The organism is Runella sp. R5_40, assembly GCF_057652295.1.
Genome location: NZ_JBYFCH010000004.1, coordinates 340,330 through 363,983, shown reverse-complemented (window position 1 = coordinate 363,983; position 23,654 = coordinate 340,330). Strand labels below are relative to the sequence as shown.

Genomic DNA, 23,654 nt, shown 5'->3' with positions numbered 1-23,654 from the left:
TCTCGTCAAACGTTCATAACCCATGGAAAAACTCACGCCTTCCAGCGTTGCTGCACCTGTGCCAGAAACCAGCCGTATTTCCCTCATTGATATGTTACGAGGCTTTGCGTTGTTGGGTATTTTAATGATGAATATTCCAGGCTTTTCGATGGCCGATTATTCTTTTGAGGCATTCAAAAATGACCCTGATAGTTTCAATTTTTGGCTTTATCAATTCATTGGAGTGTTCTTTGAAGGCAAGATGCGAGCCATGTTTGGGATGGTTTTTGGAGCGGGTGTCTTGCTTTTTGTTGCTAACAAAAGCGGTAAAGGTACGTCAGTGCATTGGCTGTATTACCGTCGCATGTTTTGGTTGTTGATTTTTGGCCTCATTCATTCACACCTCATATTATGGATTGGCGAGATTTTGTACCTCTACGCCGTTTGTGGAATGATTTTGTATTTGTTTCGCAACGTGCCACCCCGATACTTGGTGTGGGCGGTGCCCCTTGTGGCAGTGGCTAGTTTTGTGGCGGGTACCATTCAGTACCAAGACATTCGTGAAAAGCGCATCGCCTACTCCGAAGCCACCAAAGCCAAAAGTGAGAACAAAACCCTGACCGCTACTCAAACAAAAGCGCTGACCGAATGGCGTGAGATTGAGAAAACGATGATTCCTAATCGCGAAGATGCGAAAGCCAACACCAAAAAGATGAAGTCAGATTACAGTACCGTTGCGGGTTATTTGCGGCCCATTGCGCTGGATATTCAGACCAAGTACTTGCCTTTTGAAATTTGGGATTCGCTGGCATTAATGCTGTTGGGTTTAGCACTTTTCAAATGGGGTTTTCTGACGGGAGCGTGGTCAAACAAAGAATATTGGACAGTTGCCAAAATTGGCTACGGGTTTGGGTTACCCTTGGTGATTTATAGCAATTATTATGCGTTTCATCATTTCTCTACGCTTGAAGCCAATCTTGCTCGTATGGAAGAAGTACCCATTAACTGGGTTAATTTGATTTACCCTTTTCAGCGGATTTTGCTGGTGATGGCTCATGCCGCAGCGCTAATTTTGCTCTACAAATCGGGTGTGATACAAGGCTTGATGAACCGTTTGGTGGCGGTAGGGCGTATGGCATTTACCAATTACATTTCGCATTCGGTGATTTGTACACTTTTCTTTTTTGGATACGGCCTGAATTACTACGCTGAATTGGCGTTTTATCAAATTTACATCGTGGTACTTGCTATTTGGGCTTTTCAGTTGATTATCGGTCCAATTTGGCTAAAATACTTTCTTTTTGGCCCACTCGAATGGCTGTGGCGGAGTCTGACGTATTGGAAGGTACAGCCGATGAAGCGGTGAATATCAAAAGGTTGAAAGTTGTTCTTCTAATGATTTTAAATTACTCTGTATATTATACCAGCGAATTCGGCTGCTAAACCTAACCAAACTATCAACTTTTAAAATGAAAAAATTAACCTTCTTCATCATTGCATTGTTCAATGTCTTTTTTGCGTCAGGACAGTCAAGCAATTATAGCGAACTCATTGCCAAAAGCGCCGACAAAGTTGAGCAAAAAGTCATTGCTTGGCGACACGATATTCACCAAAATCCCGAATTGGGAAACCGAGAGGTTCGTACTGCCGAACTCATTGCCAAGCATTTACAATCACTGGGCATAGAAGTAAAAACAAAAGTGGGTGTTACGGGTGTGGTAGGTATTTTAAAAGGCGATAAAGCGGGTCCTGTGATTGCATTGAGAGCGGATATGGATGCCCTACCCGTAGAAGAAAAAAACGGGTTGCCCTTTGCCTCCAAAGTAAAAACCATGTATAACGGAAAAGAAACCAGCGTCATGCACGCCTGCGGACATGACGCTCACGTAGCCATATTGATGGGTGTCGCTGAAGTATTGGCCAGCATGAAAAAGGACTTAAAAGGCACCGTCAAATTTATTTTTCAGCCAGCAGAAGAAGGTGCACCAAACGGTGAAGAAGGCGGAGCCTACTTGATGGTGAAAGAAGGTGTGCTGGAAAACCCAAAAGTAGAGGCAATTTTTGGCTTGCATATAAACTCCCAATTGGAAGTCGGTAGTCTTTCTTATCGTCCCGCTGGATTTATGGCAGGAGCTTCTGATTTTAAAATTACGGTAAAAGGCAAACCCAGTCATGGAGCTTATCCATGGCTTTCTGTTGACCCCATTTTGGTAGCTTCTCAAATCGTGGTCAGTCTTCAACAGATTGTCAGTCGAAACATAAAACTTACCGACAATGCCGCAGTAGTTACGATTGGTGCTATCAATGGGGGAAATAGGGGGAATATTATTCCAGAACAAGTAGAGATGTTGGGTACAGTTAGAACTTTAAGCAACGAAGACGAGGAGTTGATTTTTAACCGTGTTAGGCAAGTAGCCGAGAAAACTGCCGAAGCAGCAGGTGCAACAGCAGTGGTGGAACTACCTTATACGATTCGTTATCCTGTTACCTTTAACGATGTAGCACTGACAAAATCTATGTTAGCTTCTTTACAAAAATCGGCAGGAGTAGAAAATGTACTTTTGATTCCATCGGTTACGGGCTCAGAGGATTTTTCGTTTTATGCCCAAAAAGTGCCTGGCTTGTTCTTTCGCTTAGGTGGTATGTCCAAAGGAAAAGACCCCAAAACGGCAGGGCCTCATCATACACCCCAGTTTATGATTGATGATACTGCCTTTAAATTAGGCGTGATTACTTTTTGCAATTTGGTGTTTGATTATGCAGAGGAGAGTAAGAAACAGTGAAATGCTCCCATGATATTTTTACTATCTTTAATCTAAAAACCAATCCCAACAATGAACACGAACTTCCTTTTTTTGTCAACCTTACTTTTTACTTTTCTAACAGTCACCAAAACGATTGCCCAATCGGCAGCAGACCAGCTTCGCATATCAGAAATAGACAAGAGCTATTGGACAGAAATATCCCGAACGGTCAAAGAAGGTGATTTTGAGGGGTACAAAGCCACTTGCCACGAAAATGCCGTCTTGGTGACAACCTCGGGAAAAAATAAGCAGTCTTATCCGATGACCAAGGCATTGGCTGGCTGGAAACAGGGTTTTCTCAATACCAAACAAGGAAAGCAGCTGGACAACGTGCAGTTTCGGTTTTCTCAACGAATAGGTGACGAAACCACCGCGCACGAAACGGGCATTTTTTATTTCACTTCCCATGATAGCACGGGTAAGCTCATTTCGGAGGGTTATACGCATTTAGAAGCACTGTTGGTAAAGCGCGATGGCAAGTGGCTATGTTTGATGGAATACCAAAAAGCCAAGGCTTCCAAGGAAGAGTGGGAGGCGTTGCTGAGAACACAGAGATGAATCAAGAAAAACTAAATCAGCCCGTCAATACCAAAGCCATCATCATTGGTATGGTATTGCTGTTTATTATCTTACAAATCGGCTTTCACCCATTCTATATTCAGTATTTTCCAACCTTTGAAAAATTTACTTGGCTGCATCATATTCATGGAGCTTTGATGGCCTCGTGGATATTCTTTTTGGTAGTTCAACCTGTTTTGATTCATAAAAAGCGATTTGCGGCCCATCGTTTCATCGGGAAGTTTTCCTACATCACAGCTCCACTGATGGTTGTTTCGATGTTTTTGATGCTAAAATTTTCTTATTACAAAAACTTACCTAACAGCTCAATTGAAAAAGAAGTAGCAGGACAAGCCTCCACCATCATGCAATTGTTGAGCTTCATTGGTTTATATGCGCTTGCTATTGTTTACCGAAAAAATACGTTTTATCATGTTCGTTTTATGATTGGAACGGCACTGCTGATGATTACGCCTACTTTGGGCAGGATATTTTATGGATACTTTGCAGCCGAAATCATGTACGAAATGTATTTGACTTTACTTATTTCGTCTTATTTATGGGTCATAGACATCAAAAAAAAATGGGATTGGAAACCTAATGCGATTGTTGCTGGGATACTTTTTTCCTTTGTGTCGGTGTATCATGCTCGCAATACCGATGTATGGCAAGCAGTTGGGCGGTTTTGGGCAGAGGTGTTTTATTGATTCGTAGTATAATCTCTTTTTTACCCTAACTTTCCAAAAACTCAAAAATGAGAAACGTATTCCTTTTTTCCTTCACCGTTGGCTGTATCATCACAGCTACTATGGAAGCCTACGCCCAGCACGACCACCACGTGGACGACACGAAAAACAGCCACAATCACCTCGCCCATATCCAAGCCTCACGAACGCAAAATTTCTATATCCACAACCTGCCGTCGCCCAAATTGATGACGGGAATTGGACAATCAAAAATGAAGATTGAAACCAAATCCGACAAAACGCAGGCGTATTTTAATCAAGGGCTGAATCTACTGCACGATTTTTGGGATTTTGAAGCCTACCGAGCTTTCAAAGAGGCCATTCGACACGATTCTACGGCGATAATGCCCTATTGGGGGCTGCTACAAGCCCCTGGTCCCGAAGAGGATAGCGTACTGACAAGCCAGAAAAAAATGGCATTGAAACAGTTAAGAAAATTACTTAAAACTGCCAACGAACACGAAAAACTGTATGCTGAATTAGCACTTTTGGCCGATTCACTCAAAGAAAAAGCCTATCCAGAAATAGCCAGAAAATATGAATTGATTATCCACAAATTCCCTGATGATATTGATGCCAAGTTGTTTTTGGCCTTGATGCAAATGAGTGGCTTTGATACCGACATGAAGCCCAGAGAAGGACAAATGTACAGCGAGTTTTTGCTTAAAGATGTACAACGCACCGAACCCAACAACCATGCTTTTCATCATTATTGGATTCACATTATGGAGCATTGCTGCCCCGAACGGGCCTTGGCAAGTGCCGATATGCTGACTTCGCTTGCCCCCACATCAGGCCATATCGTCCACATGCCAGGGCATATTTACAACCGCGTGGGCGATTACAAAAAAGCCCACGATTCGTTTGTGGCAGCCGTAAAAGTGGATTCGGCTTACATGAAAAACGAAGGGGTTCAGGAAGTAGATAACTGGAATTACATTCACAATATCAATTACTTAATAAATAATTGCGTGCACGACGGACGGCACAAGGAAGCGTTGTGGTATGCCGAAAAATTGAAAAATATGCCCATCACCAAAGACCGTAAAAAGATATACGACGGTACATTTTTCAACCAAGGCATTTTAGCGCCTGCCAAAATGGAAATGGCGTTTGGGCATTGGGACAAAGCCGCCGCCCAGTTGGAATTGATACAAGACAAAGACTCGGTTTACGGCCTGTCGAACATGGATTTTAAAAGTGGCTTGTTGTTTTTTGTAAAAGGTATGGATGCCGTTGCTAAAAATAAACTGGACGAAGCTATAACCTATTCAAACAGCCTCGATGCCTTTCTTTGGCGTAACGAAAAACAGACAGGCAAAGACAGCACCATGCAAAAATGGCTACAAAATATGCTCAATACGGCCAGTTTGGAACTTCAAGGCTGTATAAAAAGCGAACAAGGTAAACAGGAAGAAGCCCTGAAAATCTTGGAACAAGCCCACAAAAACGAAACAGAATTGGGCTATGGTGAGCCACCTCTATACGCCCGTCCTGTGGCAATGAGTATGGCAAAAGCATACGAAAAGGAAGGGAAATCAGAAAAAGCCATTGAAAAATACCATGATTTGCTCAAAAGATTTCCCCAGAGTGCGTATGTCTTGCATGCTTTGGCGATGGTCTATGCTCAAAAAGGAGACGCAGAAAAGTCAAAAGAGTTTGAACGTAAACTAAAAGAAGCGACCCTATATGCCGACAAAGGAATATATGCGCTGAAAAAGAAGTAGTTTTGGCTATTCGTGTTGCTATAGCGGGGTGGCTGTTGTTAGTTTTTACCCGTCATTTGTCGCTTTCGCAACTTGCTCAAAAACTCGGGCGTAATTCCCAAATACGACGCAATGTACTGCTGTGGCACGCGGTTGGGTAGGGTTGGGTAGCGTTTCAAAAATTCCTCTAATTGTTCCATGGCCGAATAAGATACCGTGCGGAGCAATCGGGCTTGAATAACGGCCAAGTGGCGTTGAATCATCAGGCGAAACATACGTTCCAGTTTAGGGACGCGCTGGAGCAATTCGTCTTTAGATTCCCGAGAAAGTACCAACAACTCGCAGTCTTCGAGCGCCTCAATCGTCATTTGGCTGGGGGTTTGGTGCTCAAAACTGCTAATATCGCTTACCCACCAATCTTCAACGGCAAACTCCAAGGTGAGTTCGGTGCCGTCTTTGTCAGTAAAATATTCTCGAATACACCCTTTAATGACGTAGGCTTCAAAATGGCAGACATCGCCCGCTTGCAGTAGTACCGTTTTTTTGGGAAAAGTTTTCCATTTCAAACAGTCGGCGACCACTTGGGCTTCTTCTTCCGTAAGCTGAACAAAGCGGGAAATATATTGATGAAGTTGTGAGTGCATTTTTTCTTTAAAGAATTTCTTGTTCTAGTTCAATTTTTATTTGGCTTAGAACCCCGACTTTTGCGCATCGTTTTTAAAATCAACGCAAAAATAACACACTATGGCTTTTTTACCTTCTCCGCAGCGTTACGACGCCATGGAATACCGCCGATGCGGCAAAAGTGGCATCAAACTTCCTGCCCTTTCGTTGGGCTTGTGGCACAATTTCGGCGGAATTGACCAGTTCGAAAATGCCCGAAACATGATTACACTGGCGTTTGATAAAGGCATTACCCATTTTGATTTGGCCAACAATTATGGCCCGCCTGCGGGATCAGCCGAGGAAACGTTCGGTCGTGTTTTGAAAAAAGACCTGCTGCCTTACCGCGACGAAATGATTATTACCACCAAAGCGGGCTATTACATGTGGCAAGGCCCATACGGCGAATGGGGTTCTAAAAAATACTTGGTATCGAGCCTCGACCAAAGCCTGAAGCGCATGGGCTTGGACTACGTGGATATTTTTTATCACCACCGCCCCGACCCCGAAACACCTTTGGAAGAAACCATGGCAGCCTTGGATTTGATTGTTCGTCAGGGGAAGGCGCTTTACGTGGGTATCTCAAATTACAACGCCGCCGAAACCGAAAAGGCTGTAAAGATGTTACGTGAAATGGGTACACCTTGCTTGGTGCACCAACCGAAATATTCGATGTTTGAACGCTGGGTGGAAGACGGCCTCCTCGATGTATTGGAACAAAACGGCGCGGGTTGCGTTGCGTTTTCGCCCTTGGCTCAAGGATTGTTGTCCAATAAGTACTTGAAGGGCATTCCGTCTGACTCAAGAGCGGCTTCGGGACGTGGAAATGGGGCGTTGGAAAGTGGCCGTATCACGGAAGATAAACTTAATCAGGTGCTTCAATTGAACGAAATTGCCCAACAAAGAGGCCAAAACTTAGCCCAAATGGCGTTGGCATGGATACTAAAAGACCCGCGTATTACTTCGGTAATTTTGGGCGTTAGTAAACCCGAACAGCTCACAGATTCGTTGAAATGCCTTGAAAATAAGGAGTTTTCGGCGGAGGAGTTGCAGAAGATTAATCAAATTTTAGGCTAATATTTAATGGAACACAGATTGAACGGATAAAACAGATTTTTATCAGTACTAACCCGTTTAATCTGTTAAATCAGTGTTCTAAAGATCGAACGGATGAAATAGATATAAACGGATTTTAATCAGTGAGTATCAGTTTAATCTGTGTTCTAATTTTAAATTGATAAACAAAAGAAAAACAACTTACAAATGAAAAAAACAGCACTTTTTTCAATGGTATTTGGCACATTGGCGTACGCTTCGTGGGGTCAAACTGAACCAGTTGAAACAAAAGCTCCCAATTCTACCTACAAATCGGCCTTTGCTGGGCAAACCCGAATTGGTGGCGTAAAAACCCAAACACCGTATGAGTTCAAGGTACTTTCGGAAGGCTTGACGTTTCCTTGGGGCGTAAAAAGTTTACCCGATGGGCGCTTAATCATCACTGAAAAAGCGGGGAATCTACGTATTGCCAAAGCCAACGGCGAATTGAGCAAGCCGATTACGGGACTTCCTGCCGTAAATACCAGTGGTCAGGGTGGACTTTTGGGAATTACCATCGACCCTAATTTTGACAAAAACCGAATGATCTATTGGACGTTCGCCGAAAATTTTGACGGTGGCACGCTTACTTCGGTAGCGAAAGGAAAACTTTCGGCCGATGAGACAAAGATTGAAGGGGCAACGGTCATTTACCGTGCCACGCCTGCCCACAAGGGAAATCTTCACTACGGAGGCCGTATTTTGTTTGATAAAAAAGGCGATTTGTTTGTGAGTACAGGCGAGCGCTCCGACATGGTAACCCGCCCTCAAGCGCAACAATTGAACTCTAGTTTAGGAAAAATTGTCCACATCACTACTGACGGAAAACCCGTTGCCAATGGCCCATTCGCCAGCACTTCGGGAGCCAAACCAGAGTTGTATTCGTACGGACACCGCAACGTGCAAGGGCTTACATTTAACCCTGTTTCGGGCGATTTGTGGTCGAATGAGTTTGGCCCAAGAGGTGGCGACGAAATCAACCGTGTGCAGTCGGGTAAGAACTACGGTTGGCCTGTGATTACTTACGGAATCGAATACAGTGGGAAGCAGATTGGAGAGGTGATTCAGCAAAAAGAAGGGATGGAGCAACCTGTTTATTATTGGGATCCATCGGTATCGCCAAGCGGAATGACGTTTTACAGCGGTGACATGATGCCTGAGTGGAAAAATAACCTATTTGTGGGTTGTTTGAGCGGGATGCATATTGCGCGTTTGGTGATTGAAAACAACAAAGTGGTAGGTGAGGAGCGTCTTCTTTCGCAAGAATACCAACGTTTCCGTGACGTAACACAAGGCAAAGACGGGGCTATCTACGCCGTGACTGACCAAGGGCGTTTGTATCGTATTTCTAAGAAATAATTTCTTGCCTTTTTGTGCAACCATATAAGACATATAAGAGCATATAAGTTTTTCTTATAATCCCTTATATGTCTTATATGGTTATTTTTTGTGAAGCTAATTGACTTTCACAAACTCTACCCGACGGTTTTCAGCTTTTCCTTCAAAAGTGGTGTTAGGCGCGAGCGGCTTGGTTTCGCCGTATCCTCTGGTGCTCAATCGACTGCCGTCAATGCCCATTGTAATCAATTGATTCTTGACCGAAGAGGCGCGCGCTTCTGAAAGCTTGAGGTTGCTGGTGTCGTCCCCATCAGCATCTGTATGTCCACCGATTTCTACTTTTAGGGCCGAATTTTCTTTCAATATTTTGGCAATGGCGTTCAATTCCCCCATCGAGGTAGGCTTGATGATTGATTTGTTAACGTCGAAGTTGATACCGTGCGAAATGTATTTTCCGTCGGTAAAAGCTTTCCCAATTAAGTTTTGGTCTCCCCCTGCGGCCAATTTGAAATTTTTAAAAGCCATGGGTTTTCCGTCGCTGTAATCTCCGCTGACCAGCAAGGTGGTGGCTTTAAACTCCACCTCAGGGACGGTCAATACCCGATTTTGGTTGGCATAAACTTTAATTTGCCCTCCCTTGACCGCAACAGCGTAATGAATCCATTTGTTGAAGAAGTTATCTCCTAATAAGTCCTTTGGATTATCGCCATTGAGCTGGGTGCCAGGGCCATAAAAAGTGGTATAGTCGCGAGAAGTTTCTACTGTTACGCTGGCTTCATCGCCATTCATAAGCATAATGCGAATGCCTGGGTTGCTGTCGTAACCCGCATCCAAATAAGCATCAAATTCGATGGTGTATTCTTTGGGCAAATAAGTGGGCGTCTTTACCCTTGGAGCTAACTTGGTATAAAATTTTGTGATAAAAAATGCTTTTTCGTCCCCCGATTTATTGACAACTGCCTGCCCTTCTTTTAGTTTCCAATGAGTACCAAATTCGCCTTCTTGACTATCAGTAAAATCATCTGAAAAAATAATTTTATCACCTGCCACAAAATCATAGTTTTGATAAGCGCGCAGGTCTTGAGCGAATAGCCCCCTGCCCCCCATTGGGGGAATTGTTAGGAGTAAGAAAATAATTACTTTTTTCATGTGATTTGATTGTTTTTTGATTTTTAAAACTTGCTAAGAGTTTGGGAATCAATTGGCTTTCATAGCTCTGAATTTTCCATTTAGGCGTCCTCGGGCTTTTTGACCATTGGCATCCCCTGCATACACAATGGTGTTGATATAGCCTTCTATATAGGTGCTGTCCTCGTGCGTAATCCTAACACCTCCGTCACAAATCATATCTTCGTTGGTGTCTCCACAACCTACTCCCAGCTGAAGACCAACGACCATATTGACCCCACTTTTTTCGGCGCTTAAATCAAACGAACCAGCTCCTAATCCTCGATAGGCAATGGCAAGCAGGTAGTTGCCGTTCACGATGTTTTTACTCCCATTGTCTTCTGTGTCAATAGCTTCAAGGGCTAAGTTGCTAAAGCGAAGGACCGAGAGGTTTTGATTTGGGTCATAGATGTACATGGCGCTGGCCGTAAGCCCATTGATAGAGTACCCTTTCTGTTTAATGGCGTTTACCGCTTGTTGGGGTAGCATTTTGCTATCAATACTTGTCAGTTTGGTAACAAACTTGGCATTGACGATGCCCATATCTGGTATGTGTAGCGTAAAAAAGGTTTCGTTTTGGGAAAAATAAATAGTTTTAAGGAGTTGTACTTTGGGCAAATTGGGCTCTGTTGGGGTTAAATCAACCGATATAATCATTTTTTTGTTGGCGGGTGCAGCAGCGGGAGCTGTGTAAGAAGCAGTCAGACCGTTTGAAGCAATTCGACCACCTCCTTCCACAATCCGCCAGTTAGTTACCCGATAAGGACTTGTTTCTCCGCTTGGTAACTTTATGGTCCGTCCTTTACGGCGGAGTTCAGGCGTCTCGTCGTCGGGGTTAGCTTTAGGTAGAATAAACAAGTCGATGCTTAATTGACAAGATTCAGAGGCTTCTAATAGTCCCTTATCCGAAACCAAGGAAAGCTTAAATGCTTTACTGGCAATGACTTCGTCCCACATTTCTTTGGTCCAGCCCTCGGGAGTTTGCCCTCTAACTTCCAATAAGGAGATGCTTAAAAGGAGAAAAAAAATCACTCTTTTCATAAATATTGATTGTTTTGGATTAATACCTATCTTTTTGCCTTCTTACTTTAAAATGCCCTTTGATATGAGCGTCGGGTCGTTTTTGTTGGTCTGTGCCAATGGGTTCATGGATTTTGTAACCCACTTTAACGTCCCCTTCGAATGTACCTTCGATAAAGCCACCTACGGGGTCATAACTGGTGATTTTGATGGTAACTCCGTTGGAGTCAAAGCTATATTCGCAGCCATTCCAACAATTTATGCCTCCACGAAAAGAAGATTTTTCACTCCCTGGGAAGGTCTCAAACTGCCCCGTTTGTCGAATAAATGGAATCGTAATATCCAGAAAACCAGCACTGGTATAGGTTTTAAAATCGGAGTCTTCGGAAATTAAAATACGAGTGATGGCATTTTCGGTAATGGCACGATTGGGATGATTGTTTCGTAAATACCCAAACTGATTATCCACCGATGGCTTTAAACGAACGGTTCGCTGGTTAAAATCTCCGCCGTTGAGCGTGAATTCAATCTCGTTAGTTCCTGCCAAAGGCTTTGCCAGCGTTTTCTCCATCGGAGGTGCTTGGCTTGGGTTAGGAATAGGGATTTTATTTTCACCCATCAAGTCTTTAAGTGCTTTTAAATCAGTGTTTTTTAAGAAAAAGTCAAGTACTGTCGGTGACCCTTTCACCAAGATTAATATACTTTGGATTTGGGTCATGGGAACGGTAAAACTGGGCGGCATCTCAAATCGATACAGCGTTTGGCCATCGTCAAGCGGGGTTGTTTTAGCAACTTTCCAACCTTTTCCCATGCACAAGCGAGCGTCGTGCGGACCCACCATCACAAAGGGAAATGGAGGTATTGGCTTGGGATGAAGGGAACCTTGAGTAGTCAGCTCGTTTTCGAACGCATTTACATAAACGTCTATTTCACATTCCGTTTCGTCCATCATTTTTTGGATGCCAGCCATGTCAACGGCAATGGTGCGCCACTTGTTCTTTTCATCCTCGCTTACATTTTTACGCACGTATCGAATTTTAAACTCATGCGAAAAAAATGAGCTGTAGCCCACGCTACCATTATGAAACCACGTGTCGCCGTCGGTATCTGATTCGCGTTCGATTGCCCAATTTTCCAACTGATGTGGAAGCGCATTTTTGATAATGCTTTTCACCCGTTGGCTTTCGGCAGTTTCAATGGCCAAAGCGGGGCGGCCTTCTTGGGCATGGGCCTGAAAACAAACGAAGACTATTCCCCAATGAAAGAGAAAAGACGCTTTAAGCTGAAGAAAACGGTAAGAACTCTGAGGCATAGTATTGAAAATAAATAAATGTCAATCAACTCCTGGGGTAAATTTCCAGGCCTGTGAAGGTGTGAGTGGGGCAATTCCTTTGGCGGCAGAGATGCCAAATTCAATTTTCCCCTCGCTTTTTAAGCCCAAATCACCGCCGTTAGTCGAAATTTTTCCCGACAATGAAGCCGTAGCTTCCCCCTTTAAACCTGCATCCACAATCCCTTTATTGCCAGTGATGGTGATAAATTCGACGACCTTTCCACCTACGCTCAAGCCACCTACTTCTTTTTCAGCTTTTAGTCCCGCTTGTAATTCGAGTTCATCTTCGCCCCAATCGTCTCCCCACGTTAGCTCTAACCCGAGCGTTCCTTTGACCCCTGGGCTGGGGGTATTGATTGAAAAGTTGATTTTTTCGCAATTCGCTTCCGATTCTATCACTCCCGCGTCGATATTCCACGTAGGCAGGGGGCATTCGTCGTCATCTTCCCAAAGTTCGAGCTTGTGAGTTCTCATCAATCGTTGTACTTGTTCCGTAATGACTGAGTCCTCCTCAATTTTCTCTTCTACTTCGCAAAATGTATTGGCGGCATTGCTTGCCCACGTAGCCCAACTGGCATGGGCCAACCCATATTGGTACATCAGTTGGGCGGCTTCTTTGCGGCGCGTATTGGCCAACTGATGGAGCTGGGGGTTTTTGAGTGCCATCAAGTATCGGTCGGTTTTGGACTCGTACGACCTTATGTCGTTGGTAGTGTTTTTATACAAACTCAGCCATGCTGAATAAAAATACTGGTGGTGATTGTTCAACAACTTTTGAACATTTTGACAGTACTTATTACGCTCTTGCTCTTGGCAGCCTTCATTATCGCCGCACTTTTGGGCACTGGTTTCGTAAGCTCGTTTGGCAGCCATAAACTTTTCGTTCATTTGCAAGTAAGACCCCTTTGTTTCGTTGTTAAAACGGCGCGTGAAGGCAATGGAACGATTGCTAAAGAGCTGTTCATAATAGTCAAGGGCTGCCAGCTCTTTGGTATAAGGGTAAGGGACAACGATATGATTATCAGTTACTTTTACTTTGGCTTGTTCTTGCCATTGCGTTTCGAGGGTACTCAACGAAGCCATCACGCGCTCAATTCGTTGGTGATTTTCGTCCACTAACGAAGTGTGAAAGTCTTCAATAATCCGTTCGTTTTGCATCGTTTTGAGCAAGTTACTACTGTATTCGGCGGGAGGTTCAGGAAAATGAAGCCCACTGGCGGCGTTTCCTCCAAAAGGCCGCTCTTCGTAATCTATGAGGGGAAGCACGTCGTTTACGGCGGGTAAAGTTGTGCTTTCGTTCATTCCTTCGTTTTGGTTGACTTTCGCTATTTTTTTAGCCTGATCATCCTTTTTTTGTATGGCACCTGCAAATGTCATTTTTTTAGACCAAGCCAGTTTACGCCAGCGGTCTGCTTCTGTATTTTGGCCTCGTGCTTCGGCAATCGTCGCTAAACCATTCATCGCATGGTAGAGGTTGGGCGCGACTAACAGTGCATTTTCAAAGTGTTTTTTCCCCGTTGTAAAATCCCCTACCGAAGTAGCAACCCAACCGAGGTTAGCCAGTAATGTAGGGTTTTGAGGTGTTTGTTTTCGGGTATATAACAAAATTTTGTACGACAATAAATAGGCGTCGATGTTCTTGAGGCATACGCCTAAATTGCGGTAAATAGTCGTGTCAATTCGGTTTCTTTCGGCAGCCATTGCATACAAGTAAACGGCGGCATACGAACTTCCTTTCAAGAAAAAAAGAGTGGCTAAATCGGTTAACTCACTGCCATTGGCGCTACTGATGTTTCGGTCTAGCTCTATTCTAAAATTCCTATTTTTTTTATCTAAAAACGCCACAGCAATCCCTTTAGATTGGAAAAGCAATTTGGTGAGAACCTCCTCCGTAGGGGTTTTGATTTGGTCATAATGCAAGCTGCTATTTTCTTTGAGCGGGCGTTCTTCGGAATCTTTGACCGCATCCCACACGTATTGTGCTTGTACACTTACTCCAATTAAGGTTAGATAAAATACGAATAAAGTTTTCATAATGAGTGCCTTATAGTTCCTTGAGCCAACCTTCGGCTATTTTACGCAATTCCATAGTCGCAGGTTTACCCATACGAAAGCACTGTTTCCAGATAGAAGATTTGCGGCGATAGTCGTCGTTTACGAATTCACTACGACCATTTTTTTGTTCAACCTTCGCCTCAAAATCAACGTCGGTCGATTCATCCAAAAACTGCTGAAGCTGTGCTTTGATGTTTGCTTTGTAATTTTTCTTGCCGTCGATTTCGGCATTTTTTTCTACAATAGTACCAATGCGCTGATTGACCTCTGATTTGGCTCGGATGGTGGCATACTTTTTGGCAAACTCTGTTTTGTTGGTTTGAAACAACGGTTTAATCGCCAGCATGGCTTCCAAATCTCCCACCATTTGTTTAATGCCCTTCATTTCGGCGGTGTAAGTGGCTTTTCCTTCGGGGGTGTCACCGTACGGATTGGGTTTTTCTAAGACAGGTTTTAGTCCATCCAGCATCTGTTGTTGTCCTTTAAAATACTCGTCGTTGAGTATTCCAGCCTTGATCGTCTCGGTGATTTCGCTGAGCGATTCGTTGTATTTTTCGGCATAGAATTCTTTTAGTTCGGGCGAATTAGGGTCGGTACCTTGTTTTTGAGCATCCAAACTTTTTCCTAAATCAGCGACAAAAGCCGAGGAGTTGACGTACGTTTTGGCAAACGTTCCTACGGCACGGGCCATGGCGGCTTGTTCGGCAGCGGGCAATTTACTGCCAAGGTCTTTCACTTCTTTTGGAATGTAAAATTGAAAACTGGGAAAGGTATTCATGGCAGCAAGCTCCACAATTTTTTCTTTAAATTCGGGCGTGTTGACTTTATATTTTGCTAAATCATCCCAAAAACGAAAGGCGGAAAAAGTGACTAAAATGATGACTGTATAAGTGAGTTTTTTCATGATTAGGGGGATTTTTAGAGTTTTACAAATTCTACGCGACGATTTTCGGCTTTTCCCTCAAAAGTAGTATTGTCACTAATGGGCTTGGTTTTGCCGTAACCTTTGGTGGTAAGTTTGGTGCCATCTGCTCCGAGCGAAACCAGTTTTTCTTTCACGGCATCAGCTCTTTCTTGGGATAGTTTTAGATTGGCCGCTTCGTTGCCATCGGCATCGGTATGCCCACCAATTTCAAATTTTAATTCGGGGTGTTCTTTCATCATCGCGACCATCGTATTGAGCGTTCCCATGCTTTCGGGTTTGATGGTCGCCTTGGCAACGTCAAAATGGATGCCCCGTGCGATAAATTTACCATCGGTCGTTAGTGTTTTATAGGGGTCAATGCCTCCAGCAGCAATGCGAAAATTTTTCAAGAACAACTGCGAACTCATTTCGTACGTACTTCCATCGGCCACTATCTCGATGTTAAAGGCTTGTCCACTTTCGATAGGGGCGTTCAAAACGCGTTCGCTGTTTAGATAGACCTTCAATGATTTTTCGGTAACTGCCATCGAAACGTGCACCCATTTGTCGCAGAGGTCTTCGTAAATATATTCGCTGTCTGCTATTTTTTTGCCACCCTTGTATTGCCCTTTGAAAGATTTAAACTCAACATTACCAATGGAATAGAGGTAAATGCTTTCTTCAAAGTCGCCGAGTTTTTCTCGTACGCTGTCCCATTCTTTGTCGGTAGCAAATTGAATCAGTAATTTGTCGCCACCGCTGTTGCCGTCGCCGATGGCTTGTGCAAAAGGTTTGGTGTTGTGCCGCCACAAATAATCAAACTCGACAGTGAATCGGCTGGTACCGATAAGGTTTTTATTTTTGGCCATGCGAGGATAAGCTTTGGGGGAAGCATCCAAGAAACCCATGACCAATTCGCCATTAATTTTGGCGATTTCGATTTTCCCACTGCTAATCATCCAATGCGATGGAATTTCGTCAGAACTTTCGCCCGTAAAGTTGTCTTCAAACAATACCTTATCCCCTGGGACAAAGTCAAATTTTGCGTACGATTTTTCCGAAACTTGGGCAAATAATGGGCTGTAACCAAGGAAAAGTGCAAAAAGAAGGTTTTTTTTCATTGTTTTAAAAGTAGGTTTAAACGACGTTCTAAAACTAGGAAAAGCCCTTGCGCCTGTCAATGGCACATTTGTGCTATTGAATTGCTCGAAAATGCCTATATTTCGTAAAAACACCTTGACTATGAGCGATTTGCTACGGTTTCGAAATGAGATTAAACAGATTTATAAAAAGCTGAAAAGCTTTTATGAATATTTGCCGAGAGATTCGGGGTTGGATTCGTACATCGACCAATTTTCATTTACCGAAACTATCGAGCGCATCTATGCCGTAGGGCCATATTGTTGGTTTATTTCGGACATGAAAAGCGCCAAATGGGTGAAAGTCGGAGGAGCCATTGAGCAAATGACGGGCTATTCAAAAGACGAACTTACCAACGCTTCCTTTATTCAGGCAGCTCGCTTCACTACCCCCGAGCAACTCATGGCAACGGTTCAATCGGCCGAGCTTTTTTGGCACTATTTTTATTCGCAACCCGTCGATTACCGTAAAAATGTTAAATCGTCGCATACGTATCAGTTTTTGCGTAAAAACGGTACTTCATTTCATGCGCTTCAACAAAGCTCCACGTTGTTTTTTGATAACTTGGGCAACGGTGTCTTTCAATTTGACCTCATTACCGACATCTCTCACCTGGACCCAATCCCCAAACTTCGTTTTTTTCTACTCGACACGAATAATCCGGAACACATGAAAAATATTCCCATACACGAAGGGATTATTCGTAAAACCCAATCACTTCCCATTAGCCCTTCCGAAAAACGGGTACTTGAGCTGATTGCCCAAGGAAAAAGTATTAAAGTAATTGCGGCCGAGCTTGGTATCAGTGAAAATACGGTCAAGCACCACCGCACCAATATGTTTGTCAAATGTGAGGTCAAAAACATGGCCGAACTGACCGCTAAAGCATTAACAATGGGCTGGTTTGAGTAACATAATTGATGGAATTTGGGGATGTGTTGATGTTCCAAAAGTAGTGGGTGAAAAAATGTTTTTTCTCCACCAAAAGGGGGAATTTTGTTTGGTAGGTAATGCCTAATTTTGAGCAACATAATTTGCACACAGATGAAACAGATTTTGTCGGATTTACACAGAGTTTTACTGGCTTTGATTTTGTTTCATAATATAGCAAATGCCCAAACGGGTGATTTACAGCCCCTTTTGGGGAAGTTGAAAACGTCGAAGCCCGATACCAATAAAGTACGTTTGCTCAATAAAATTGGCGACGAGTATGCTTACAACGACATCAAAACCGCTCGCCAATATTATAAAGATGCCTATGAGTTGAGTAAAAAACTGGATTATTTGAGAGGAATCATTCGGTACTTTTCGAGTGAAGGCGAGTTGCTCAATATAGAAGGCAAATACGACCAAACCATGTTGCTTCTGCGTGAAGGAGTGAAGCTGAGTATCGACCGTAAAGACCGTATGCGCGAGGGGATAATGTACGAAAACATGGGGAACACATTCCAAGAAATGCAACGGCTCGATTCGGCCGCCACGTATTATTTCAAAGCTTTACCCATATTTGAGGGATTTCAAGACAGTTTGAAAATGGCCAATGTGTACAGCGATTTAGCCAATGTTTTTACACAAACAGATAAACAAGAAAGAGCATTAAGTTACATCAATCGAGCGGTTGAAATCAGTAAAAAATTGGAAGATGGGTATTATTTGAGCCATTTGGTCAATAAAGAAAATATTTTGTGGAAACTAAAACGAAGAAATGAGGCCGAAAAGGTCAATAATCAAATCATTGCTTTGGCTCGAAAACTAAATGATGTTGTTGATATGGCAGATGCCTTGCAAAATCAATGCAATCATGACGTAGAAAGGAAGCACTACGAAAAATTGCTGAATCATGCTCAGGAACTGGCAAAACTGAATCCTCAACTGCAATCTGCTGAGCGAACTACTTTGGCAGATTATTGGCTTTCGGTGGCGTACTATTTCAATCGAAACTACCCAAAATCGTATAATTATATTAATGAAGCCGTAATAAAAGCAGAGAAACTGCAAAACACGGAGCACTTACAGCAGTATTATACTCACTATGCAAAAGTGATTTTAGCCTATAAAAACGACCCTATTTTAGCCGAAAAATTCAATAATTTGTCGGATTCACTTCGAGAAGTAAGCTTCAACAAAAACATTTTAAAAACCACCAAAGAGCTCGAAACCAAATATGAAACCGATAAAAAGGAGAGGTCGATTCAGCAACTTTCGATAGAAAACCTAAACAAAAAACGACAGATTAGCCTCCTTATTTTTTCTGTCATTTTGCTTTCGGTAGCGCTGATTTTCTTTTGGCTTTGGATGCAAAACCGTAATCGTATTCGCAAGCAGGAACAAATCCTGCACGAACAAAAGCTCAAGCAACTCGAAAACGAAAAGCAGCTTATGGCCAGCCGAGCAGTTTTGCAAGGGCAAGACGAAGAACGAAGTCGCTTGGCAAAAGACTTACACGATGGCTTGGGTGGAATATTATCAAGCGTAAAATATTCATTTCAAAACATGAAACAGTCATTCATTTTACAACATGAACATGCTTTGGCCTTTGAGCGTAGTATGAATCTACTCGACGAATCGCTAGCAGAATTGCGCCGTGTTTCGCACAATATGATGCCTGAGAGCTTGGCGAAATTGGGGTTAGAAGACGCCCTAAAAAATTACATTCAAACCTTGGACGAAAACTCAGAAATCAATTTTACGTACCAAAGCTTTGGGTTAGAGGATGTGGAGCTCGAAAATATCTACAAAACGACGATATTTAGGGTGATTCAAGAGCTAACAACCAATATCATACGGCATTCAAATGCCAAGGAGGCTTTGGTGCAGGTAATGGTAAAGGACAATCAAATTAATATTACGATTGAGGACGATGGTGTTGGGTTTGAACCGCAACAAGTAAATAAACAACCAAGCATGGGTGTACAAAATCTGTACAATCGAATCGACTACTTGAAAGGAAAAGTTGATTTGCAAACGGGCTTGGGTAGTGGTTGTTCGTATTATATTGAAATACCGTTGACGAAATGATTGAAATATATTTGGTAGAAGACCATCCATTGGTTACAGAAGGTATCAAAGCCATTTTCGAAAAAGAAAGTGGGATGAATTGCACCCAAAGTTTTGAACTGGGTAACGATTTACTGGCGAGATTGCCATTTCACCAGCCTAATGTCATTGTGATGGATATTAATTTACCTGACGTTAACGGTATTGACCTTTGTAAAATGGTTAAAGAAAAATACCCACGGATTTATATCATTGCGCTGAGCATTAATAATGAGAAAGGAATCATTAAGAAAATGATGGAAAACGGAGCTAGTGGCTATATTTTGAAAGACGCAGCCAAATATGAAATTGTCGATGCCGTAAAAACTGTCCTTCAACGGAAAACCTATTTTAGTGTATCCGCTTCGAATACCCTCAAAAAACCTGATGAACGAAAAATTCCTGCGCTGACTCGTCGAGAAAAAGAGATATTAATCAAAATTGCGGATGGGTTAACAAATCAGCAAATAGCTGAATTGCTGTTTGTTGATGTTAGTACGGTGAATAGCCACCGAAAAAACATGCTTTCCAAGTACGATGTGCAAAACACGGCTCAATTGATAAAATTTGCGATTACTGAAAAGCTGATATGAGTTTTTTTGCAAAAAAAAATGATTGATATTGCGTACTAATGCCCACATTTTTCCTATTTTAACTTCTTTTTATTATTCAATTTTGTGTTGAAATAAATCAATTCAAAATGGAATAATGATTGACTTCCCATCTCCCTCAGAATTTCTTAAAATAACCGTACTCGAAAGCACCCTTTTGGTAGGACTCAACCGACCCGAAAAACGCAATGCTTTCAACGATGCCCTGCTGCTAGACTTAGAAAAAGTAATGGATGCGTTACCTGCTTCCATTCGGTGCATGGTTATTTATGGCGAAGGGAAACATTTTTCCGCAGGGCTTGATTTATCCGAATTAACAGAAAGAAATGCTTCAGAAGGAGTGTATCATTCCCGTATGTGGCATCGGGTGTTGGACAAGGTGCAGTATGGCCGAGTGCCCGTGATTGCAGCCTTGCACGGTGCCGTGGTAGGCGGAGGCTTGGAACTTGCGAGTGCTTGTCATATTAGAGTTGCGGATGCTACAACCATGTATGCCTTGCCTGAGGGACAGCGGGGGATATTTGTTGGGGGAGGGGCGTCGGTGCGTGTACCCAAACTGATTGGATTGGCACGTATGACCGACATGATGCTCACAGGGCGGGTGTATAAAGCCGAGGAAGGCGAGCGAATTGGACTTGCTCAATATTTAGTAGAAACAGGAAAAAGCCTAGAAAAAGCCCTTGAACTGGCAGAAAAAGTCGCTTCCAACGCAGGAATGACCAATTTTGCCTTGGTACAGGTGCTGCCAAGAATTGTGGATGCTTCGCCAGAACAAGGGCTGCTGATGGAATCACTAATGGCTGCCATTGCCCAAAGTGCCCCCGAAGCCAAAGAAAGATTGCGTGATTTTTTGGAAGGACGAGCTAAAAAAGTGGGGGAATGATGCTTTTCAAAAACGTTCATTTTGGCCCTACTCAAACTCAAAAAAACGTTCATCCAGACGGCACAATTGAGTTTGAACTTTTGGCACCCTTAGAAGAATATCCTGTAAAACTAACGGAGAAATTGCGCTATTGGGCGATGGAAAAACCTGAGTCGGTCTTCATCGCAAGGCGAAACGAAGACAGAATTTGGGTAAAATTGACCTATGCCGAAACCCTCCAAAAAGTGGAGCGAATAGCGCAGTACTTACTGAATTTAAAACTTTCGGAAGAAAAAACCTTGGTGATTTTGTCCGAAAATAGCCTTGAACATGCACTTTTGGCCTTAGCAGCCGTCCATATAGGAATTCCTTATTCGCCAATTTCTCCCCCTTATTCGTTGGTGTCGGATGATTTGGGAAAACTCCGTCATACGCTCGAATTGATGACCCCAGGGCTGATTTTTGCTCAAAACGGACGAATTTATGCCAAGGCTTTGGAGTTGGCAGAGTCTCTTTTTTCTGAGGCTACTTTTGTGACAGTCGATGGGAGTAAAGGAGTTGATTTTGCACAGATGCTTTACATTGAACCAACTTCTCAAGTTGAGGAAGCTTTTGAAAAGGTAAATGCTGATACTGTAGCTAAAGTGCTTTTTACCTCAGGGTCAACGGGCTTGCCCAAAGGGGTGATTAATACCCAACGAATGTGGTGCGCCAATTTGCAGCAGATAACGCAGGCATTTCCTTTTTTGAAAACCGAACCGCCCGTGTTTATTGATTGGCTACCGTGGAACCATACGTTTGGAGGAAATCATAATTTTGGATTGGCTCTCTACAACGGAGGGACGCTGTATATCGACGATGGAAAACCAACGCCCCAGGGTATCGAAACCACGGTTAAAAACCTTCGGGAAATTTCCCCAACGGCCTATTTCAACGTGCCAAAAGGGTTTGAAATGTTGATTCCGTATTTTGACCGTGAGCCTCAGCTTCGAGAGACCTTTTTTAAGGAGTTACAAATTCTGTTTTATGCGGGGGCTTCGCTGGCACAGCCTGTTTGGAACCGTTGGGAGGAATTGGCTACAGAAACTACGGGGGAAAAAGTACCCATCATTACGGGATTGGGCTGTACCGAATCGGGGCCTTCGGCGATGTTTGCCAATTGGGGAGGAAGTTTCTCGGGCTTGTTGGGCGTACCCGTCGCAGGGATGAAAGTGAAATTAGTACCCGATGGCGACAAACTAGAGGCTCGCTACAAAGCCCCCAACGTAACGCCAGGATATTGGCGAAATCCCGAAGTGACAGCGAAGTCTTTTGACGAAGAGGGGTATTACAAAACGGGGGATGCCGTCAAATTTTTAGACGAAAATAATCCCGATAAAGGACTCATTTTTGACGGACGCATCGCCGAAGATTTCAAGCTCTCGACGGGAACGTGGGTGAATGTGGGTGTCTTAAAAGCAAAGGTGTTGACGGCAGGCTCGCCTATTGTTCAGGACGTGGTTCTGACAGGGTTGGACAAAGAGTACGTAGGGGCGATTTTGTTCTTAAACGTCGAAGCCTGCCGAGTTCATGCAGGTTTAGAATCCGAAACGAGCCACGAAAAGGTGTTTACACATTTTAAAGTGATAAACTACTTGGATGAAATGCTGGTACAACTTGAAAATCAGGCAACTGGAAGTGCAAGTCGGGTGGCAAAATACATTGTTGCGCTAGAACCACCTTCCATTGATTTAGGAGAAATTACGGATAAAGGCTCGCTGAATCAGCGTGCAGTTTTGAAATATAGAGCTAACTTGGTGGAAAAATTGTACGGCCTTTAGGGGCTTTTAACTTTAAATTCCCCCATTGGGGCAGGGAGCTATGAACATACAACAAAAAACTTTTCTCGTAACAGGTGGTGCTTCGGGGCTTGGACTGGCAACGGCCAAAATGATTGTCGAAAATGGCGGAAATGTCGTATTACTCGACGTAAATGAGGAAGCAGGACAAAAAGCTGAAGAACAACTAGGTGTCAGTGCTCGCTTTGTGAAAACGGACGTCAGCAACGAAGAACAAGTACAAGTGGCTATTGAATTGGCCATCACGACTTTCGGAAGTATTAATGGAGTAGCGAACTGCGCGGGGATTGGTCCAGCCCAGCGGGTCGTAGGAAAAAACGGACCACATACACTTGATCTATTTTCAAAAGTTATTCAAATCAACCTAGTTGGCACCTTCAATGTCATCCGATTGGCAGCGGCGGCGATGCAACAAAACGAACCTGGCGAAAGCGGCGAGCGGGGAGTCATTATCAATACGGCTTCCGTCGCTGCTTTCGATGGGCAAATCGGGCAAGCAGCGTATTCGGCTTCCAAGGGTGGCATTGTCGGAATGACCTTGCCCATTGCCCGTGAGTTTGCCAAAATGGGCATTCGCGTGATGACCATTGCGCCAGGAATTTTTGAAACGCCACTGTTGATGGGAATGCCCGACGATGTAAAAGCTTCATTGGGGCAACAAGTGCCGTTCCCGTCGCGGTTGGGACAGCCGCACGAGTATGCGGCTTTGGCAAAACACATTATTGAAAATCAAATGCTTAACGGAGAGGTGATTCGCCTCGACGGTGCCATTCGTATGGCAGCGAAATAACAAGCCCCC

At 43.5% G+C, this 23,654-nt stretch carries 20 protein-coding genes; 13 read left to right on the top strand and 7 right to left on the bottom strand.

The genetic code is table 11. The annotated features are described in order from the left end of the window. Positions 1–22 precede the first annotated feature (22 nt). From AC23N5_RS10820 to AC23N5_RS10800, 5 genes are all read left to right on the top strand, one after another. Entirely contained in the window at positions 23–1,345 is a 1,323-nt protein-coding gene (locus AC23N5_RS10820) for a DUF418 domain-containing protein (protein ID WP_487755579.1), read from the top strand. Between the two features lie 103 nt (positions 1,346–1,448). Then, positions 1,449–2,762, top strand: a complete 1,314-nt coding sequence (locus AC23N5_RS10815) for an amidohydrolase (protein WP_183972292.1) — start codon at positions 1,449–1,451, stop codon at positions 2,760–2,762. A 51-nt stretch (positions 2,763–2,813) separates the two neighbouring features. After that, the gene (locus AC23N5_RS10810) at positions 2,814–3,341 is read left to right on the top strand and encodes a nuclear transport factor 2 family protein (RefSeq protein ID WP_487755578.1); all 528 of its coding nucleotides are present in this window, start codon (positions 2,814–2,816) and stop codon (positions 3,339–3,341) included. Then, positions 3,338–4,048, top strand: coding sequence for a hypothetical protein (locus AC23N5_RS10805; protein WP_487755577.1), 711 nt, complete (start codon positions 3,338–3,340; stop codon positions 4,046–4,048). Before AC23N5_RS10810 ends, AC23N5_RS10805 begins: the two co-directional genes overlap by 4 nt. Before the next feature lie 47 nt (positions 4,049–4,095). Further along, entirely contained in the window at positions 4,096–5,814 is a 1,719-nt protein-coding gene (locus AC23N5_RS10800; RefSeq protein WP_487755576.1) for a tetratricopeptide repeat protein, read from the top strand. Positions 5,815–5,852: 38 nt separating this feature from the next. On the opposite strand, the gene AC23N5_RS10795 is transcribed toward AC23N5_RS10800, so the two are convergent. After that, a complete protein-coding gene (locus tag AC23N5_RS10795; protein WP_487755575.1) occupies positions 5,853–6,437 on the bottom strand; it encodes a Crp/Fnr family transcriptional regulator in 585 nt (194 codons plus the stop codon). 100 nt (positions 6,438–6,537) lie between these two features. Between AC23N5_RS10795 and mgrA the strand changes: the two genes are divergently transcribed. Continuing rightward, positions 6,538–7,533: an L-glyceraldehyde 3-phosphate reductase gene (gene mgrA, locus AC23N5_RS10790; protein WP_487755574.1), complete on the top strand. Its 996-nt coding sequence runs from the start codon at positions 6,538–6,540 to the stop codon at positions 7,531–7,533. 210 nt (positions 7,534–7,743) lie between these two features. Further along, positions 7,744–8,910, top strand: a complete 1,167-nt coding sequence (locus AC23N5_RS10785; RefSeq protein ID WP_229601302.1) for a PQQ-dependent sugar dehydrogenase — start codon at positions 7,744–7,746, stop codon at positions 8,908–8,910. Positions 8,911–9,006: 96 nt separating this feature from the next. Here AC23N5_RS10785 and AC23N5_RS10780 read toward each other — a convergent pair whose 3' ends face one another. Genes AC23N5_RS10780 through AC23N5_RS10755 form a run of 6 tightly spaced genes read right to left on the bottom strand, consistent with a single transcriptional unit; the run spans position 9,007 to position 16,489 of the window. Further along, entirely contained in the window at positions 9,007–10,038 is a 1,032-nt protein-coding gene (locus tag AC23N5_RS10780) for an OmpA family protein (RefSeq protein ID WP_487755573.1), read from the bottom strand. 48 nt (positions 10,039–10,086) lie between these two features. Further along, a complete protein-coding gene (locus tag AC23N5_RS10775; protein ID WP_487755572.1) occupies positions 10,087–11,097 on the bottom strand; it encodes a hypothetical protein in 1,011 nt (336 codons plus the stop codon). Between the two features lie 19 nt (positions 11,098–11,116). After that, complete coding sequence (locus AC23N5_RS10770; protein ID WP_487755571.1) at positions 11,117–12,388, bottom strand: hypothetical protein; 1,272 nt, start codon at positions 12,386–12,388, stop codon at positions 11,117–11,119. A gap of 21 nt (positions 12,389–12,409) precedes the next feature. Next, positions 12,410–14,443 (bottom strand): tetratricopeptide repeat protein, encoded by a 2,034-nt coding sequence (locus AC23N5_RS10765; protein WP_487755570.1) that lies wholly within the window; start codon positions 14,441–14,443, stop codon positions 12,410–12,412. Positions 14,444–14,453: 10 nt separating this feature from the next. Continuing rightward, positions 14,454–15,368, bottom strand: coding sequence for a hypothetical protein (locus tag AC23N5_RS10760; protein ID WP_487755569.1), 915 nt, complete (start codon positions 15,366–15,368; stop codon positions 14,454–14,456). Positions 15,369–15,382: 14 nt separating this feature from the next. Beyond that, on the bottom strand, positions 15,383–16,489 hold the full coding sequence (locus tag AC23N5_RS10755) for an OmpA family protein (protein ID WP_487755568.1): 1,107 nt from the start codon (positions 16,487–16,489) through the stop codon (positions 15,383–15,385). 121 nt (positions 16,490–16,610) lie between these two features. On the opposite strand from AC23N5_RS10755, the gene AC23N5_RS10750 reads away from it, so the two are divergent. The 6 genes from AC23N5_RS10750 (at position 16,611) to AC23N5_RS10725 (ending at position 23,645) form a co-directional block, all read left to right on the top strand. Next, the gene (locus AC23N5_RS10750) at positions 16,611–17,420 is read left to right on the top strand and encodes a LuxR C-terminal-related transcriptional regulator (RefSeq protein WP_487755567.1); all 810 of its coding nucleotides are present in this window, start codon (positions 16,611–16,613) and stop codon (positions 17,418–17,420) included. 132 nt (positions 17,421–17,552) lie between these two features. After that, the gene (locus AC23N5_RS10745) at positions 17,553–19,526 is read left to right on the top strand and encodes a tetratricopeptide repeat-containing sensor histidine kinase (protein WP_487755566.1); all 1,974 of its coding nucleotides are present in this window, start codon (positions 17,553–17,555) and stop codon (positions 19,524–19,526) included. Further along, a complete protein-coding gene (locus AC23N5_RS10740; RefSeq protein WP_487755565.1) occupies positions 19,523–20,137 on the top strand; it encodes a response regulator in 615 nt (204 codons plus the stop codon). Before AC23N5_RS10745 ends, AC23N5_RS10740 begins: the two co-directional genes overlap by 4 nt. Positions 20,138–20,252: 115 nt before the next feature. Next, a complete protein-coding gene (locus tag AC23N5_RS10735) occupies positions 20,253–21,038 on the top strand; it encodes a crotonase/enoyl-CoA hydratase family protein (RefSeq protein WP_487755564.1) in 786 nt (261 codons plus the stop codon). After that, positions 21,035–22,837 (top strand): feruloyl-CoA synthase, encoded by a 1,803-nt coding sequence (locus AC23N5_RS10730; RefSeq protein ID WP_487755563.1) that lies wholly within the window; start codon positions 21,035–21,037, stop codon positions 22,835–22,837. The genes AC23N5_RS10735 and AC23N5_RS10730 overlap by 4 nt, the downstream gene beginning before the upstream one ends. 40 nt (positions 22,838–22,877) lie before the next feature. Next, positions 22,878–23,645 (top strand): 3-hydroxyacyl-CoA dehydrogenase, encoded by a 768-nt coding sequence (locus AC23N5_RS10725; RefSeq protein ID WP_487755562.1) that lies wholly within the window; start codon positions 22,878–22,880, stop codon positions 23,643–23,645. The last annotated feature ends 9 nt before the right edge of the window (positions 23,646–23,654 follow it).

Coding starts and splice junctions, on each gene's coding strand:
- AC23N5_RS10820 (WP_487755579.1), top strand. CDS start 23: ATGGAAAAACTCACGCCTTCCAGCGTTGCTGCACCTGTGCCAGAAACC.
- AC23N5_RS10815 (WP_183972292.1), top strand. CDS start 1,449: ATGAAAAAATTAACCTTCTTCATCATTGCATTGTTCAATGTCTTTTTT.
- AC23N5_RS10810 (WP_487755578.1), top strand. CDS start 2,814: ATGAACACGAACTTCCTTTTTTTGTCAACCTTACTTTTTACTTTTCTA.
- AC23N5_RS10805 (WP_487755577.1), top strand. CDS start 3,338: ATGAATCAAGAAAAACTAAATCAGCCCGTCAATACCAAAGCCATCATC.
- AC23N5_RS10800 (WP_487755576.1), top strand. CDS start 4,096: ATGAGAAACGTATTCCTTTTTTCCTTCACCGTTGGCTGTATCATCACA.
- AC23N5_RS10795 (WP_487755575.1), bottom strand. CDS start 6,437: ATGCACTCACAACTTCATCAATATATTTCCCGCTTTGTTCAGCTTACG.
- mgrA (WP_487755574.1), top strand. CDS start 6,538: ATGGCTTTTTTACCTTCTCCGCAGCGTTACGACGCCATGGAATACCGC.
- AC23N5_RS10785 (WP_229601302.1), top strand. CDS start 7,744: ATGGTATTTGGCACATTGGCGTACGCTTCGTGGGGTCAAACTGAACCA.
- AC23N5_RS10780 (WP_487755573.1), bottom strand. CDS start 10,038: ATGAAAAAAGTAATTATTTTCTTACTCCTAACAATTCCCCCAATGGGG.
- AC23N5_RS10775 (WP_487755572.1), bottom strand. CDS start 11,097: ATGAAAAGAGTGATTTTTTTTCTCCTTTTAAGCATCTCCTTATTGGAA.
- AC23N5_RS10770 (WP_487755571.1), bottom strand. CDS start 12,388: ATGCCTCAGAGTTCTTACCGTTTTCTTCAGCTTAAAGCGTCTTTTCTC.
- AC23N5_RS10765 (WP_487755570.1), bottom strand. CDS start 14,443: ATGAAAACTTTATTCGTATTTTATCTAACCTTAATTGGAGTAAGTGTA.
- AC23N5_RS10760 (WP_487755569.1), bottom strand. CDS start 15,368: ATGAAAAAACTCACTTATACAGTCATCATTTTAGTCACTTTTTCCGCC.
- AC23N5_RS10755 (WP_487755568.1), bottom strand. CDS start 16,489: ATGAAAAAAAACCTTCTTTTTGCACTTTTCCTTGGTTACAGCCCATTA.
- AC23N5_RS10750 (WP_487755567.1), top strand. CDS start 16,611: ATGAGCGATTTGCTACGGTTTCGAAATGAGATTAAACAGATTTATAAA.
- AC23N5_RS10745 (WP_487755566.1), top strand. CDS start 17,553: ATGAAACAGATTTTGTCGGATTTACACAGAGTTTTACTGGCTTTGATT.
- AC23N5_RS10740 (WP_487755565.1), top strand. CDS start 19,523: ATGATTGAAATATATTTGGTAGAAGACCATCCATTGGTTACAGAAGGT.
- AC23N5_RS10735 (WP_487755564.1), top strand. CDS start 20,253: ATGATTGACTTCCCATCTCCCTCAGAATTTCTTAAAATAACCGTACTC.
- AC23N5_RS10730 (WP_487755563.1), top strand. CDS start 21,035: ATGATGCTTTTCAAAAACGTTCATTTTGGCCCTACTCAAACTCAAAAA.
- AC23N5_RS10725 (WP_487755562.1), top strand. CDS start 22,878: ATGAACATACAACAAAAAACTTTTCTCGTAACAGGTGGTGCTTCGGGG.